Source organism: Paraburkholderia rhizosphaerae (assembly GCF_004366595.1).
In the GTDB taxonomy this organism is placed as follows: Bacteria; Pseudomonadota; Gammaproteobacteria; order Burkholderiales; family Burkholderiaceae; genus Paraburkholderia; species Paraburkholderia rhizosphaerae.
Genome location: NZ_SORE01000004.1, coordinates 259,211 through 274,263, shown reverse-complemented (window position 1 = coordinate 274,263; position 15,053 = coordinate 259,211). Strand labels below are relative to the sequence as shown.

8 protein-coding genes and 1 pseudogene are annotated in these 15,053 nt (G+C 63.3%); 2 read left to right on the top strand and 7 right to left on the bottom strand.

Features of this window, described 5'->3' with window-relative positions; all coding sequences use genetic code 11:
• Positions 1 to 110: 110 nt before the first annotated feature.
• Positions 111 to 6,245 (bottom strand): annotated as a pseudogene (locus tag BX592_RS07115) (alpha-2-macroglobulin family protein); the annotation flags it as partial.
• A 195-nt stretch (positions 6,246 to 6,440) separates the two neighbouring features.
• Between BX592_RS07115 and BX592_RS07110 the strand changes: the two are divergent.
• Together BX592_RS07110 and BX592_RS07105 are read left to right on the top strand one after the other, a co-directional pair.
• Positions 6,441 to 6,830, top strand: coding sequence for a MerR family transcriptional regulator (locus tag BX592_RS07110; RefSeq protein ID WP_134190954.1), 390 nt, complete (start codon positions 6,441 to 6,443; stop codon positions 6,828 to 6,830).
• 43 nt (positions 6,831 to 6,873) lie between these two features.
• Complete coding sequence (locus tag BX592_RS07105; protein ID WP_134190953.1) at positions 6,874 to 7,287, top strand: carboxymuconolactone decarboxylase family protein; 414 nt, start codon at positions 6,874 to 6,876, stop codon at positions 7,285 to 7,287.
• A 135-nt stretch (positions 7,288 to 7,422) separates the two neighbouring features.
• Here BX592_RS07105 and BX592_RS07100 read toward each other — a convergent pair whose 3' ends face one another.
• From BX592_RS07100 to trxA, 6 genes are all read right to left on the bottom strand, one after another.
• Positions 7,423 to 8,802, bottom strand: a complete 1,380-nt coding sequence (locus BX592_RS07100) for an MATE family efflux transporter (protein WP_134191066.1) — start codon at positions 8,800 to 8,802, stop codon at positions 7,423 to 7,425.
• A 207-nt stretch (positions 8,803 to 9,009) separates the two neighbouring features.
• On the bottom strand, positions 9,010 to 10,770 hold the full coding sequence (locus tag BX592_RS07095; protein WP_134190952.1) for an ArnT family glycosyltransferase: 1,761 nt from the start codon (positions 10,768 to 10,770) through the stop codon (positions 9,010 to 9,012).
• Between the two features lie 454 nt (positions 10,771 to 11,224).
• Positions 11,225 to 11,488, bottom strand: a complete 264-nt coding sequence (locus BX592_RS07090) for a type B 50S ribosomal protein L31 (RefSeq protein ID WP_134190951.1) — start codon at positions 11,486 to 11,488, stop codon at positions 11,225 to 11,227.
• 243 nt (positions 11,489 to 11,731) lie between these two features.
• A complete protein-coding gene (locus BX592_RS07085) occupies positions 11,732 to 12,571 on the bottom strand; it encodes a M90 family metallopeptidase (protein WP_134190950.1) in 840 nt (279 codons plus the stop codon).
• A gap of 224 nt (positions 12,572 to 12,795) precedes the next feature.
• The gene (gene rho, locus BX592_RS07080; protein WP_075157316.1) at positions 12,796 to 14,058 is read right to left on the bottom strand and encodes a transcription termination factor Rho; all 1,263 of its coding nucleotides are present in this window, start codon (positions 14,056 to 14,058) and stop codon (positions 12,796 to 12,798) included.
• A gap of 362 nt (positions 14,059 to 14,420) precedes the next feature.
• Entirely contained in the window at positions 14,421 to 14,747 is a 327-nt protein-coding gene (gene trxA, locus BX592_RS07075; RefSeq protein ID WP_006048864.1) for a thioredoxin TrxA, read from the bottom strand.
• Between the last annotated feature and the right edge of the window lie 306 nt (positions 14,748 to 15,053).

Below are 15,053 nucleotides of genomic sequence, written 5' to 3'. Positions count from 1 at the left end.
GCGGATCTCGTTCGAGGTTACTGCGCGACGGAACCTGAAGCGCTGGAACCCTGAGCGCCGGAACCTGAAGCCGCCGAAGCCGATGCCGATGCCGATGCCGATGCCGCCGGCGCGGCCACCGCCGGCCGCACCACCACCGGTGCATTCGGCAACGCGCCGTAATCCGACGGCGCATATAGCGCTTCAACGCGCGTCGGCGGCAGACCGAAGGTCCCCGCATTGTTGAGCCGGGCCGTGTACTCGATCGAGAAGCGGCCTTTCGGCACAAACTCGTAATACGCGCGATAGCCGTCGAAGCCGCGTTCGACAAACGTGGGCCACACGTCGCGTCGCGCGTTGTCGGGCTGGTTTTCGTGTTGCACGGCGACTTGCGAATCCCGGCCAAGCCCGGAGCCGAGAATCGACGCACCGGCCGGCACGGGATCGTTGACCACGACCCACGTCATGTCGCTTTGCGCATCGACATCCAGATGCACGCGCACCACGTCGCCACGCGTATGCACGCCTTTGACGGCCGGATCGAGCGGTGTGACCGTCTTCGTGATCCGATAACCTGCGGCGAACGGCGCTTTCAGCGGCACGGCGGCGAGGCTTTCGAGCGTTGCCCAGGGTTTGCCGGTGCCTTCGTGCGTGAGCGTCAGCGGCAGCGGACCATCACGCGTGGCCGGCGGCCACGGCAGCATCGCGCGGTGCGTACCGTTCGCGGTGTTGGCGGTGTTCGCTTTCGTTGCAGATGCAACCGATGCGTTGGCATCCGCCGAAGCGGCGGCACCGGTGGCACCCCACACCATCGTCTTGTCGATCGTCCCGAGCCGCAGCAGCGTGCGGCCAGTGACCGGTTCGCTTTCGAACGTGCGCGAGAACCGCTCGACCGCGAGCGAGCCCCATGCGTTCGATGGCGTCGTCTGCCATGTGCCATTGCGTTGCATCGCGAGCAGCCCGCCGACGATGCGCGGCATGTCATCTTTCCATTCAGGCGCATCGACGAAAGTCAGCGCGACACGCGCCGCGTTCGTTTCGGGACTGGTCATCAACCACCACAGGTCGTCTCCGGACTCGGTCGAGAAGGTCAGGCGGGTGCCCTGATACGTGAGCCGCGCGCGCACGATCTGTTCGACTTGCGCGAGTTTTTCATCGCGCTGCGCGATGCCTTTCACGCGCGACAGCACCGCGTAGTAGTCGAGCACCGCCGATGTCGGCCACTGGTTCGGCGCGATTTCGATCGAATCGAGCATGCGTGGTTGAACCATCCCAAAACGCGACAACGCTTCAAGCGCCGCGAGCTTGCGCAGATCGAGATCGTTGCGCGGCGCCCACGGATTGCGTTCGATGCGTCCTTCGACGAACGCACTCAAGCCCGATGTCAGCTTGCCACGCAGATCGTCGGGTAACGCAAAACGCGCATCGAGTTTCGATGCTTCGTCGGCGACCGACAACAGATAGGCGCTGAGGGTTGTGCTACCGGTATTGCGGCTGTCGTCGCCTGGCGGGAAGTAATTCGCGAGCCCGTCGCGGTCCAGATAGACCGGCATCTTCGCGATGACCGCCTGCCATTGCTGCGCATCGCGCAGCCCGATCGCGCGGGAGCTCAGCTGTTCGAGGCAGGTGAACGGATAGCGTTCCAGCCAGCGACGCACGCCCGGCAGGCCGTCCGCGAGCTTCGGCTGCAATGACACCGCGATGCCGCCGCGCAATGCGCCGTTGCTGCCTGCGCTCGCATCGGGTGGTGCGGCAACCGGTATCGACAGCGTGTGATCGACTTGCGCGAGCGTTGCCTGCTGAACCGTGATCGGGACCGCCGCGGCGACGCGCTGGGTGACTTTCAGCGCGTCGCTCGCACGCGGTCCGGCCGATGTCGCGCCCGATTGCTCGAGCGCGCTGAGGTACCACGTCAATGCCGGCGCCGGCGCGTCGTCGAGGTTGTCCGGCGTGCTAACGGTCCACGCGATTTCGCGCGCGGAGTCTGGCGCGAGATCGACCGTTTGCGCGGGCAACGCGAGACCTGGCGCATTTGCGCTCACCCGCACCTTCATCGCGCGCGAAGTCGTGTTGCGTACGGTGAATTGCGCGCGGAACAGGTCGCCTTCGCGCACGAGCGGCGGCAGGCCGGAGATGAGCTGCAAATCCTGCGTGCTGCGAATCAACGCGCTGCCGCTGCCGAACGTGCCGGTGCCGACCGCGGCGATCGCGACGATCCTGAAGCTCGTCAGCGAATCGTTGAGCGGTACATCGAGCGACGCGGCGCCTTGCGCGTCGAGCGTCACACGCGGGTTCCACAGCAACAGCGTATCGAACAGCTCGCGCGTTGCCGCGTGTCCGCCGCCGCCACCCGCCGGCACTGCTTTGCGGCCGAAATGCCGGCGGCCGACAATCTCCATTTGCGCGGTCGCCGTTTCGACGCCGTACGCGCGTTGCTGCAACATCGCATCGAGCAGGTCCCAGCTGCGGTTCGGCATCAGTTCGAGCAACGCTTCGTCGACCGCGGCGACGGCGATCTGCGTGCCGGCCGGCGCAGGCTGGCCGCCTGGCATCTGCACGCGCAGCTTTACGTGCGCTTTGCCGCGCACCGTATAGGTCTGCGCGTCGGGCATTACGCTGACCGCGAGCCGGTGGGCGGCCGTGCCGACCTTGATCTGCGCGAGGCCGTAGCGGAACGCAGGCTTCGACAGATCGACGAGCGGGCTCGGCGCTTCGTACTGGCGGCCTTCGTACCAGAACGCGCGAGCCCATTCGAGCGGCGCCTTCCAGCCCCACGTGAAGAACGAGTACCACGGCACTTCGCGAATCCGCCCGCGTAGCGCGAGCACCGATACATAGACGTTCGGCCCCCATGTCTGATCGACTTTCAGTTCGACAGTCGGATCGGTGCCGTTCAGTTGCACGACGCGCGTATCGATAATGCCTTCGCGTTCGATCGCGACGAGCGCGGTCGCGGAGCGAAACGGCATGCGCACCTGGAAGCGCGCGGTCTCGCCGGGTTCGTACGTGGTCTTTTCGGGCAACACGTCGATGCGATCGGTGTTGTCGCCGCCGAACCATAGCGGGTCGGCACGCGTGACCCAGACCGACGTGGTAGCGGTCGATTGCCGGCCGTCGCTATCTTTTGCGGTGACGACGAGATCGATATTGCCCGCTTCGCGCAACTTCGCATCGCACGATAGCAGTCCGTGCGCATCGCTCGTGCCGCTGCACAGCGTGCCGAGGTCGCGAATCTCCGTATGGTTGTCGTACGCGTAGAAACCGCCGACCATCCGTTTGCGCGAGCTGGTCATGATGCGCGCGATGCCGCGTACGTCGAGTGCGATGCCGGCGCGCGGCTTGCCTTGCAGATCGAGCGCGAGCGCTTTGACCGGCACGGTTTGACCGACCGATACCCATTGCCCGGACTTGATGCCCGCAACGACCGCGGCCGGCCACAGCATCGCGCCGCCGCTGATCGTTTGCACTTCGCCGTTCGGATCGGCGAAGGTCGCTTCGAGCACGAGACGTTTCGGCGCATCGATCGATGGAAGGTTTTTCAGCGTCAGCGTGCCGGAGCCGTTGCGATCGAGCGTCACCGGTTCCTTGTCGGCGACCAGCTTCGACGTGTCTTCGCTCGATGACGATGCTCCGCCGTCTTCGCTGTCTCCGGTATCGGGCGACGCCGCGTCGTCGCTAGCCGGTCTGCGGTACGGCGTGAAGCTGAAGTCCGGGTACGTACCGGCGAACGCGGGCGACGCGCGTTTCATCAACGCGGATACCTGCACCGGCAAGCCCGATGCCGCGCCGCCCGACACATAGTCGATCTGCAACGCAAGCGGTGCTTGCTGCGCGGCGATCAGCGGATGGGTCTTTTCATCGCGCACGGCGATTGACCCCTTGAAGACCGGCAGACGGAATGCTTCGACGCGAAAGCTGCCCGACTCGTAGCTGACTTGACGCGCGGCGTTACCGTTGGCGTCGTCGTTGATGCCGTCACCGGCGTTATCCGTGTTTTCAGTGTCGCCCGTTGCATCCGGATCGCCATCGTCGAGCGACACGGTGTACTCGCCAAGCTTCGCGGCTGCCGGTATCGGGAAGGTCGAATCCGCGGTGTGATCGGCGGCCCAATGCAGCGGCAGATGCCACGTTTGTCCGCTACCGAGGTGGCGGATCGTCACGCGCGCCGGATAGCGTTGCGGCAGTGCGAAGCCGTTCAGCGTCTGGACCCGCAGCAGATGTTTCATCGATACGGTTTCACCTGCGCGCAGCAGCGTGCGATCGAAAATAGTATGAGCACGCACCGTCTGTTCGCGGCTCATATCGGTCGGCACGTTAAAGCGCCACGACTCGATGCCGCGGTTCCATTCCGAGCGCACGAACGCCATGTCGGCGCCGTTTTTCGGATCGTCGATGCGGGCCGAGACGAACAGCCCTTCGTAGTTGTCGTCGTTGCACCGGTCGGGCGCGTGCAACGGCTTGTTGATGGTCAGCAGGCCGCGCGCGTCGGTTTTGCCGGACGCGAGCCCGGTGCCGTTGCAGTCGCTGACATGGATGTCGGCGTTCGGCACCGGTTGACCTTTATCGAGCGTCGTCACCCAGACGACGCTGTTTTCACGCCCCTGTTTGAAGTGGACGCCCAGGTTCGTCACGAGCACCGCCGTGCGCACGTACATCGATGTGGGCTTGCCGAGCAGCGATGCACCGAGCGCCGGCGACGCGAGTTCGATCACATAGAAGCCCGGCTTTCTGATCGGCACGCCAACCACTTCGAACGGCCGCAGTCCCTTCGGGTCGGCCTTCGGCAACGTCAGCGTCTGCACGCGTTGCTGCCCGGCGAGCAACGACAGCGAGCGCACGTCGATCAGGCGGTTCGGTTCGCCTTCGTTACCGCTTGCCGGCGTCTGCTGCGGCGCGCGCGGCACAAAAACCGGATGCGGATTGTGAGCGAGTACATCCGGCATCAGCTTCGCAATCGACTCGCGTGTCATCGCAAACTGGTCGAAGCGCTCGACCATGCGCATCCAGCGCCGGATGTCGGTGTCCGCGTCGACGCGCAACTGGTTGAACTGCGCGCTACCCGCGTTGAGTCCTTCGATATGCAGATCCGCTTCGACGTTGCGCAGCGTGACCGGCACGAGCGCGGGCGTATCCGGTTCCGCGAAGCGCTCGATGATGCCGAATGTGCCCGATGAAAACTTCGCGAGTGGCGGCAGTGGCGCGGTGGTGACTTTCAGCGGGAACAGATCGGCGTTCGACAACGCGCGGCCGCTCGCGTCTTTCAAGGACGCGGGTACATCGATTGTCAGTTCGGCGTGCTCGGGCAACGGCGCGGCGAATTCGACTGCATCGATCTGCGGATTTTTGTCGCCAGGCGGGAAGGTGGGTGCGGCGTTGCCGTTCGGTCCTTTGAGCTGGATCTTTTCCGCATCGGCGCGTGCGATCGGCGCGTTGAACTGCACGCGCAGTGGACGCAGTGGCGTGCAAGGCGCCTGCGCGTTTTCGCGTTCGCAGGAGAAGCTCGCGGCGAATGGCGCGCGCACCGTGAAATCGAAGCGCCGCTCGACGTCGTTCGCGAGGCCGCTTGGACTCGCCACGCCGGCGCCGTAGACCAGCTGCATCTTCGCGCCGGACGGCAGCGTCTGCTGGCATTGCAGCGTGAGTACGCGCGCGGCGTCTTTCTGCAAGCGGAAGTGCGACAGCAGCGTGTTTCGCACGGATGCGTCGACCGCCTTGACTGGAATGCGATTGCCCAGCGCGCTCGATTCGCACCAGATATGGTCGTGCACCGATGCGTCGGTGGCTGGCCCGTTTAACCGCAGGATAAACGCCTGGTCTTCGTCGATCTCGCCGCCGCTGTACGGCATCACGCTTTGCACGAACGGGCCGCCGGTTTCGAACGCAAAGTGGCGCGGGCCGCTCAATGTCTGACCGGATGCCGATTTCAACGCGTCGTCCAGTTCGATCGAACAACGCATGCCGGGTGGCAGGTCCGCGTTGAAGTCCCATCCCCATGTCTTGGCATCGATCCAGCGGCCCGAGCCGGCGCTGGCCGATGCGTCGTCGCAATGTACGCGTGCCGGCGCCGCGGCGTTCGCGGCGCCGAACGCGATCATCGCTTCGTCGAACTTGACGACAACCTGGCGCACCTGAGCGACCTTGCCCTGTGGCGACACCTGCGTGATGCGGGCTGCATCGGCGTGCCGCGCGAGTGCACCGAGAGCGCAAAGTACAAGCGCCACGATGCATGCCGAATGCCATGTCCGTTGACGGGTGCCGCGTTGCATCGACAGTCGCATCGCTCGCGCTCCTGAATACTTGCAGAACGCTGGCGATTCTAACCGAGCGCAATGCGGCTTCCCAAGCTTCAGGTGGTGTAGCCGTGGTCGTATGGGGCGCGCGAAATATTCCTGTGCGTGCGCGGTTCACGAAACAGCGCGCTTGACTTAGAGTGCACTCTAAGTCCTAACCTGAGTTCCGTCATGTCCAAAGCACTTACGATCGGTCAGGTCGCCGCGACCAGCGGCGTCTCCACGCATACGCTGCGTTACTACGAGCAGGCCGGCCTGCTGCGGGCGGTCGGCCGCAGCGATGCGGGGCATCGTCTGTACGCGCCGGCCGACCTCGACTGGCTGCAGTTTGTGATGCGGCTCAAGGCCACCGGTATGCCGATTTCCGGCATGCAGGCGTTCGCCGCTCTGCGCGCGCAGGGCGACGCGACGATCCGCGCGCGCCGCGAGATGCTGGTTACGCATCGCGACGCGGTATTGGCGCGCATCGCGGAGTTGCAGACCAGCCTCGCGGCGATCAGCGACAAGATCGTGCACTATGAAGCGATCGAGCGTGGTGACTCGAACGACGAGGTGCAGTGAGACATGACATGTCGACTAACACTGAACGGAGCGAGGTTTCACGATGGAACACATTCAGGACGAACGAAACGAACGTTACACACGGGGCTGGAGCAAGCTGAAGGAAATCGACGGTTCGGCCGGAGAGCAGGTGCTCGCCGCATTGGCGCCGATCGCACCGGATTTCGCCCGCCTGCTGATCGAGTTTCCATTCGGCGACATTTACACCCGCCCGAAGCTCGACTTGCGTGCACGCGAGATCGCGACGATTGCCGCGCTTGCTGCGCTGGGCAATGCGCAACCGCAATTGAAGGTGCATATCGAAGCAGCGTTGAACGTCGGCTGCACGCGCGACGAGATTGTCGAAGTGTTTATTCAGATGGCGGTGTATGCGGGTTTTCCGGCCGCATTGAATGCGTTGTTCGCGGCACGCGAAGTGTTTGAGCGGGTCGGACACGCGCAAGTCGACGCGGTGTGACGCTCGATGTGGTGCGGGTGTCGCTCAGGTGTCGCTCAGGCGTCGCGCGAATGTCGTGAACGGCAAGCTGGGTGATGCCGTGCATGAGCGACGCGCGCGTGCGACAGACCATACGTGCGCAACAGCGGATTGCGTTCAGGTCCGCGCTTCGTCGTGCGGTACGCCGGTCGTGCCGGCATTGCGACCGCCCATGCTGCGCCAGTAAAACAGCAGGCCGACGCCCGCAACCGCCAGACTCGCGGTATTGGCCACCCAGAAGCCGCGCGCACCGGTTAGCCACGCCGGCACGGCGCCGCCGACGTTGAAGCCGAGCAGATACCCGCCGCCGAGCCCGACGCCCCACAGCGCGAACGCGTAGATCGCGGTCGGCACCAGCACGATCCGGTACGCACGCAACACGAACGCCGATGTGATCTGTAGCGCGTCGCAGATGTGATAGAACGCAACGATCAGCACGAGCGGCATCGCGGCCTGAGCAACGCGCGCGTCGGTCGTATAGCCGGCGATGATCAGCGGCCGCAGCGCGAGCACCATCACGCAGAAGCAGCACGCGATCGCGCAGGCCATCAGAATGCCGTGCCGCGCGAGCGTGCGCGCCGCTTCGATGTGCTGCGCGCCGAGCGCGCGGGCGACGAGAGTCGACGTCGCGATGCCAATCGATAGCGGCGTCATGTACAGCACCGCGCCGAGATTCGCGGCGATCTGGTGACCGGCGAGCGTCGTCGTGCCGAAGCGCGCGATAAACAGCGCCATAAACGTGTACGACGTCACTTCGATCAGGTACGACACCCCCATCGGAATGCCGAGCTTCAACAGTGCGAGCTGGCGCTGCCAGACCGGCCAGCACAAGCGCGAGAAAATCGCGAATGGCCGGAACACGTCGAGTTTCATCATCAGCAGCAGCGAGATGACACCCAGCAGCCAGTTCAGCACGGTGCTCGCGAGCGCGCAGCCGGGTCCGCCGGCCGGCGGCACGCCGAACCCGCCGAAGATCAGCCACAGGTTCAGCGGAATTTTCAGCGCGAGCGCGCCGACCTGCAGAAACATCACGAGTCGTGGCTGGCCGACCGCGGTGGTGAGCGCCGAGTAGACGCGAAACACGAGGCTGGCGGGCAGACCGAACGCAAGAATCTGCAGATAGTCGATCGTGCGTTCACGCAGTGCGTCCGGTGCGTGCGCGAGTTGTAGCAGCGGGGCAGGGAAGTACAGGATCAGAAAGCCGATCACGGTGAGCGCCGCCGTCAGCCACAATCCCTGCCGCACATCCTCGCCGATTTCCTCATGACGGCCCGCGCCGTACGACAGCCCGACGATCGGCTGCAATGCGGTCAGAATGCCGGTGAGCGCGATGTAGACCGAGATGTAGATCGATGCGCCGAGCCCGAGCGCGGCGAGATCGGTGGCCGAGTAGCGGCCGACCATCGCGGTATCGATCACGCCGAACGCAATGATCGCGAGCTGGCCGATCAGCACCGGCCATGCGAGCACCGCAATCTTTCGCACGTCGGCGAACAGGGGATCGGTGGGCGGCGGTTGACCGGTTTGCGTCATGACGATTCGTTTGCGCTTGGGGTGCGGTGGGTCACGGGCCGCGTGCGGCCCGCTGGGTTGATCGGCATGTGCTGGACATGCCGCTTGATGTGTCGCTTACTGCGGTGCCTTACTGCGGCGCTTCGTGTGGCGCTCGGTGCGGTGCTTATTGCGTTACTTCATCGTGTTGCTTCATTGCGGCCTTGCAGGGCGCACGTTGCGTCGCTTGACCGGCGGCTTCGGACGGTCGATTCGCACATACAGGCGGAACCGCTCGTCGCGGTCGGCTGCCCGCCGGCCTTCCCATACGAGCTTCCAGACAAAGTTCGACATCGGGCTCGGTTCGCCGAAGTCCTGCGTATCCTGGCGCAAAATCACGTCGCAATCGTCATCGTCGAACGAAAAATGCATGCCGCCGAAATACGCGAAGGTCGCGATCTGCGCGTTGCCCAGACGCACCGGCGAGATGCACGAGTAGTCTTCCGGCAGATGCGCGGCGATCTGCTGGGCGACGTCCTTATAGGTCCGGCTGTAGTTGACGATCGGCAGCCACAAGGTCATCAGCAGCACCCACATCAGCGTGGTGCCCGCACTCGACAGCACGACGCTGCGCCACAACACCTTTGGATGCCGCGCGACGCGCCATTGCACCAGCGCCATCCAGCAGACCGTGACCGCGATCGCGCACAGCAACGACACGATCCTGAATTGCGGCACGTAGCCCGGCACGAGCCGCGACAGGTTGCGCGCGAGGAAGTACGGGAAGCCGGTCATCGATGCGAGCCATACCAGCCACACGAACGAGCCGAGCACCGTGAAACTCAACACGGCGAACCAGTCGAACGCGTTGATTGCGCCGCGTTTCAACGTCGGCAGCGCAAAAGCGGCGAGCACCGATAGCGCGGGCAGCGGCAGCATATATAGCCGGTTCGTTTCCGAGCCTTGCAGAATGACGAGCGCGAAGAGCGGCCCGATCACTGCCAGCGGAATCGCAATGTGGGGTGCGCGACGCAGCCCGGACCAGCTGAACCACGCCCAGATCGCGAGCGGCCACGCGGGCCACGTGAAGAGCGGCAGGTTTTTCAGCGCATACAGCAGTACCGGTCCGAACGGGCCCGCGAACGAGTGCAGGCTACCGCGCACCCATTGATTCAGGAACCAGACCGCATCCGACGGGAAGAAGATCAGTGCCGCGATCGGCCACGATGCCGATAGCACGAGCGCGACCGGCAGACCCGCCAGCAGCAGCCAGCGCGTGCATGCTTCGCGCACGATCAGCATCATCACCAGCGTGCCGATCAGCAGCGCGCCGACCAGCACCGGGCTCGCGGTGAGCATCACGAGGCCGAGGCCGGCGCCCCAGATCAGCGTGCCCTGGATCGGTTTGTCGAGCAGCCGCACGAGCCCGTAGACGAGCATCGAAATGCAGAAAAACTGCGCAAGCGCGGGCGTGGTTTCGTGGCCTCGCTCCGCGAGACCGAAGCACGCGAGCAGGATCAGCAGTGCACCATCGGCCAGTGTGCGGCCGTAGTCGCGCGGTTCCGGTTCGCCGCCGAACGCATACTTGAACGGCTGTACTTCGGGGCGCCGGCCGAGCAGATAGGCGCCGTACCAGACGAACGCGCACGCCGCGCAGAACAGCAGACCGGTGAATACGCGCGACGCGTTGCTCGCGTCGACCCACGGCGCGAGCAACCGGATCGCGGCGGCGCCGAACCAGTAGCCGAGCGGTGCGTCCGATGTAATGTATTTGCCGACGAGGTTCGGTAGCAGCCAGTCGTGCAGGGTGCCGTTCGCCATTGTCCACATCACGCCGAAGCCGGCGGCATCCTCGTTCTTCCATGGATCGCGGCCGAACAGACCGAACGATGCATAGATCACGCAGATGGCGAGCAGCAACGAGCGCGGCAGCGCGCTGGTTGCGGAGGCGGTGAGGCGGACAACGGGTCTCATGCGGTGTTATTGATCGTGATGATGCGTTTTTCCGTGACGCGATGCGCACGCGGTGGCCGACCAGGCGGCCCGCGAGTGGGCCAACGACGCGTGCAGCACGGAAACCCGGCCGATTGAGCATCCGGCATTGTAGACGTGCGCGGCGCTGTGCGTCATAAGCATGTGACAGGCAGCATGGCGTGCTGACAACTGGGTGTTGACAACGGCGCGTGGCTGATTGTGATCCTGCGGTCGGCTTGCTGTGTCTTCACGCCAGGCTCTGCGCCGCGCAACTGGCGCGTCCGGTCGGCCGCCGCGCGAATGACGAACGCAACCGTGTGACGCGTGTGCCGCGGCGATACAAAAGACAAAACCGACAGAGACAAAAAAGGGCAGCCAATGCTGCCCTTTCTCGGGGAGGACTGCGCGGGGCGAGCACAGCGGCCAGCCCTCGCGCGGTGCAACTCGTGATGCGTTACTTGGCCGCCTTGCCGTTTGCGCGGGCGCCGAACTTCTTGTTGAACTTCTCGACGCGGCCGGCCGTGTCCATGATCTTTTGCTGGCCGGTGTAGAACGGATGTGACTCCGACGACACTTCGATTTTCGCGAGCGGGTAGGTCTGGCCGTTGAATTCGATGGTTTCACGCGTCTGGATGGTTGAGCGCGTGATGAACTTGAAGTCGTTCGACATGTCCTGGAACACGACTTCGCGATAATTCGGGTGAATGCCTTCTTTCATGGTCTTTCCTTTGAGCGGGCGGTAGCCAGCCAGCGGTATCCGACGGATTCGCAAGCCACTTGCCTAAGGTCGAAAAGCGGCAATTATGCCAGAAAATCAGTCGCTTGGCGAGAATTTCATCAGTTTTTTCGCGGCCAACGGTAGCGCGGGCTGGCTTGTCGCGACGCGCCTAAAGCCGACATTCGACGTTTTGTCGCGCGATGGCCGATGCAACAACCCGGTGGGTGCCGGCAAACCCGGTTGTCAGTCCGCCGAGTTGCCGTGCAATACGCCGGTTTGTGCGGGATCCTGCCGGTAGTAGCGGGCGAGCAGCCGGTACAACTGCGGATATTCCGCCTCGAATTCGCGCGGCTTCACGAAAAGTGCCTCGCTGCATACCGCGAAAAACTCTGACGGATGGTCCGCTGCGTAAGGGTCGATCAGCGACTCGCGTTCGAAACGCGCCCAACGGCGATCCGGTATCGCGTCGACCTTCGCGCAGAACTGGTCATATGCGTGATCGAATACGTCCGCCCACGCGGCGCTGTCGAGTGGCGCGTGCAGCCGCCGGAACAGCGGCGGGTGGCCGTCGGCGGCGCCCGTCACCATATCGATCTTGTGCGCGAATTCGTGGATGACGACGTTGTATGCGTCACTGCCATCGGTCATCTGCGCGTCTTCCCACGACAGCACGACGGGCCCGCCTTCCCATGCTTCGCCGCTCGCATCGTGTTCGACTTCATGGACGATGCCGTCTTCATCTTCGACCGTCTTGCGAATCACGAACTCCCCCGGATAGACGATCACGCCTACCCAGCCGCGATACAGGTCGAGCCCGAGATTGAGCACCGGCAGGCAGGCCTGCGTGGCGATCGCTACGCTGATTTCGTCGGTGAGTTCAAGCTCATGCGCGGTTGAGAATTCCTTTTGCGCGAGAAAGAGGCTGGTCATGTCGCGCAGACGCGCCTGATCCGATGCGTCAAGCCACGCGAGGAACGGCAGACCGGCGAGCGTTGTTTGCCACAGCGCATCGGAAATCGCGTGCGTGCGCAGTGCGCGCTCGCGACGACGCGTGCCGATCCAGTGAGTGAGTTTCGAGAGCATCGCTAGAGGTGGCTTGACCGACAGATCGCACGGACACAGGTTTGCGGACTGCGACGATTTTAATCGCGCTGCGCGCGGAGCGCGAATCATGCCGTAAGCGGTGTGAGTGCAGCGAGTGCCGTAAGTGCAGCTAGTGCGCAGTTCGATGACAAACGCCCGCGACTGCGGGCGTTTGTCATTGCGACGCGCGCGCGAAAGCACGCGCGATGCACGGCGCTCGGGCCTTAGCCGCCGCGGCGCATCATATCGAAGAACTCGGAGTTGTTCTTCGTCTGGCGAATCTTGTCGAGCAGGAATTCCATGGCTTCGACTTCGTCCATGTCGTGAATGAACTTGCGCAGCACCCAGATCTTTTGCAGGATCTCGGGCTTGATCAGCAGCTCTTCGCGGCGCGTGCCGGACTTGTTCAGATTGATCGACGGATAGACGCGCTTTTCCGCAAGACGGCGCTCGAGGTGCACTTCCATATTGCCGGTGCCCTTGAATTCTTCGTAGATCACGTCGTCCATGCGGCTGCCGGTTTCGATCAGCGCGGTGCCGATGATGGTCAGCGAACCGCCTTCCTCGATATTGCGTGCCGCGCCGAAGAAGCGCTTCGGACGCTGTAGCGCGTTCGCATCGACACCGCCGGTGAGCACCTTGCCCGAGGCCGGCACGACCGTGTTGTACGCGCGTGCGAGGCGCGTGATCGAGTCGAGCAGAATCACGACGTCGTTCTTCATTTCGACGAGGCGCTTGGCCTTTTCGATCACCATCTCGGCGACCTGCACGTGACGCGCGGCCGGTTCGTCGAAGGTCGACGCAATCACTTCGCCCGCGACCGAGCGCTGCATTTCCGTCACTTCTTCAGGGCGTTCGTCGATCAGCAGCACGAACAGCACGACGTCCGGATGGTTCTGCTTGATCGCATGCGCGATGTGCTGAAGCATCACGGTCTTGCCGGACTTCGGCGACGCGACCAGCAGGCCGCGCTGGCCTTTGCCGATCGGCGCGATCATATCGATGATACGGCCGGTGACGTTTTCCTCACCGCGCATTTCACGTTCGAGCAGCAGCACCTTGTTCGGGTGCAGCGGCGTCAGATTCTCGAACATGATCTTGTGCTTCGATGCCTCCGGCGGCTGGCCGTTGACCTTATCGACTTTCACCAGCGCGAAATAGCGTTCGCCGTCTTTCGGCGTGCGCACTTCGCCTTCGATCGTGTCGCCCGTATGCAAATTGAAACGGCGGATTTGCGACGGACTGATGTAAATATCGTCCGTACTCGCGAGATAGGAGGTTTCCGGCGAGCGCAGGAAACCAAAGCCGTCCGGCAGCACTTCGAGCGTGCCGTCACCGAAGATCGTTTCGCCCGTCTTCGCGCGCTTTTTGAGAATGGCAAACATTAACTCCTGCTTGCGCAGGCGGTTTGCACTTTCGATCTCAAGGCCATTGGCCATTTCGATCAACTGTGAGACGTGCAGAGTCTTAAGCTCGGATAAATGCATACGGAGAACCCGCAGGGAGAAGGTGCGACCTGAAATGAATCTGGGAGGAGGGTTGAGCGGGACCGCTCAGGGACGTACTCGTCTTATCGACGCTTTATGGATTCTAGCATAGCACACGCCTGATCCAGCCTGCGTGGCGGACCGGCAGCTTTGCTTTGCCCGTGTTGTCAACCGACAACAAACCAGGGCCATGCAACCGCCCCGGAGATGATCGTTCGCGCGCTTGTTACCGGCTGGATCGGCCGGATGCGGCCGCTTGTCGCGCAAACAAACTGAAGGCGAAGATTAACCGGCTATAACAACGCGATGAGCCGCGGCTATGCGCCGGTTAATCAGTGAGGCTCGGCAGTGAGTCCGGGCAATTACAGATTGCCGTCGAGGAACGCGGTGAGCTGCGATTTCGACAGTGCGCCAACCTTCTGCGCGGCAACAGCGCCATTCTTGAAGAGGATCAACGTCGGGATGCCGCGCACGCCGAACTTCACCGGCGTCGACTGGTGCTCGTCGACGTTGATCTTCGCGATCTGCAGGCGGTCTGCATAGTCTTTCGCGACTTCGTCGAGAATCGGTGCAATCATCTTGCACGGACCGCACCACTCTGCCCAGAAATCCAGCAGAACCGGTTTATCGGATTTGACGACGTCCTGTTCGAACGACGCGTCGCTGATGTGCTTGATTTGTTCGCTCATTGTCTGAATACCTCATTCGGTTCGAGGCCTGCCTGAATGCTCGCCACGATACATCAAAACTGAAGAAAATCTCCGTTCGCTTTACCGCAAAGAAAGCCTCAACCGAATCACTTTCGAGGTCTGTGGGGACCAGCTGCGAAGAACCTGCGAAGGCGCTCGGCGCTTGACTTTACGGGTCACTTGCACGCAGTTTAGCCTAATTCGCTATGTGCTGCCCGTGGTGATAGTACCCATTCCGGCAGCAGGATCGATGCTTCGCCGCATCCTGCATCGGTCCTTTCTGTGGGCTATCTGGAGATGGTGGTC

Bases quoted from the DNA above. Each gene is read 5' to 3' on its own strand.
- BX592_RS07110 (WP_134190954.1), top strand. From the start codon at position 6,441: ATGTCCAAAGCACTTACGATCGGTCAGGTCGCCGCGACCAGCGGCGTC.
- BX592_RS07105 (WP_134190953.1), top strand. From the start codon at position 6,874: ATGGAACACATTCAGGACGAACGAAACGAACGTTACACACGGGGCTGG.
- BX592_RS07095 (WP_134190952.1), bottom strand. From the start codon at position 10,770: ATGAGACCCGTTGTCCGCCTCACCGCCTCCGCAACCAGCGCGCTGCCG.
- BX592_RS07090 (WP_134190951.1), bottom strand. From the start codon at position 11,488: ATGAAAGAAGGCATTCACCCGAATTATCGCGAAGTCGTGTTCCAGGAC.
- BX592_RS07085 (WP_134190950.1), bottom strand. From the start codon at position 12,571: ATGCTCTCGAAACTCACTCACTGGATCGGCACGCGTCGTCGCGAGCGC.
- rho (WP_075157316.1), bottom strand. From the start codon at position 14,058: ATGCATTTATCCGAGCTTAAGACTCTGCACGTCTCACAGTTGATCGAA.
- trxA (WP_006048864.1), bottom strand. From the start codon at position 14,747: ATGAGCGAACAAATCAAGCACATCAGCGACGCGTCGTTCGAACAGGAC.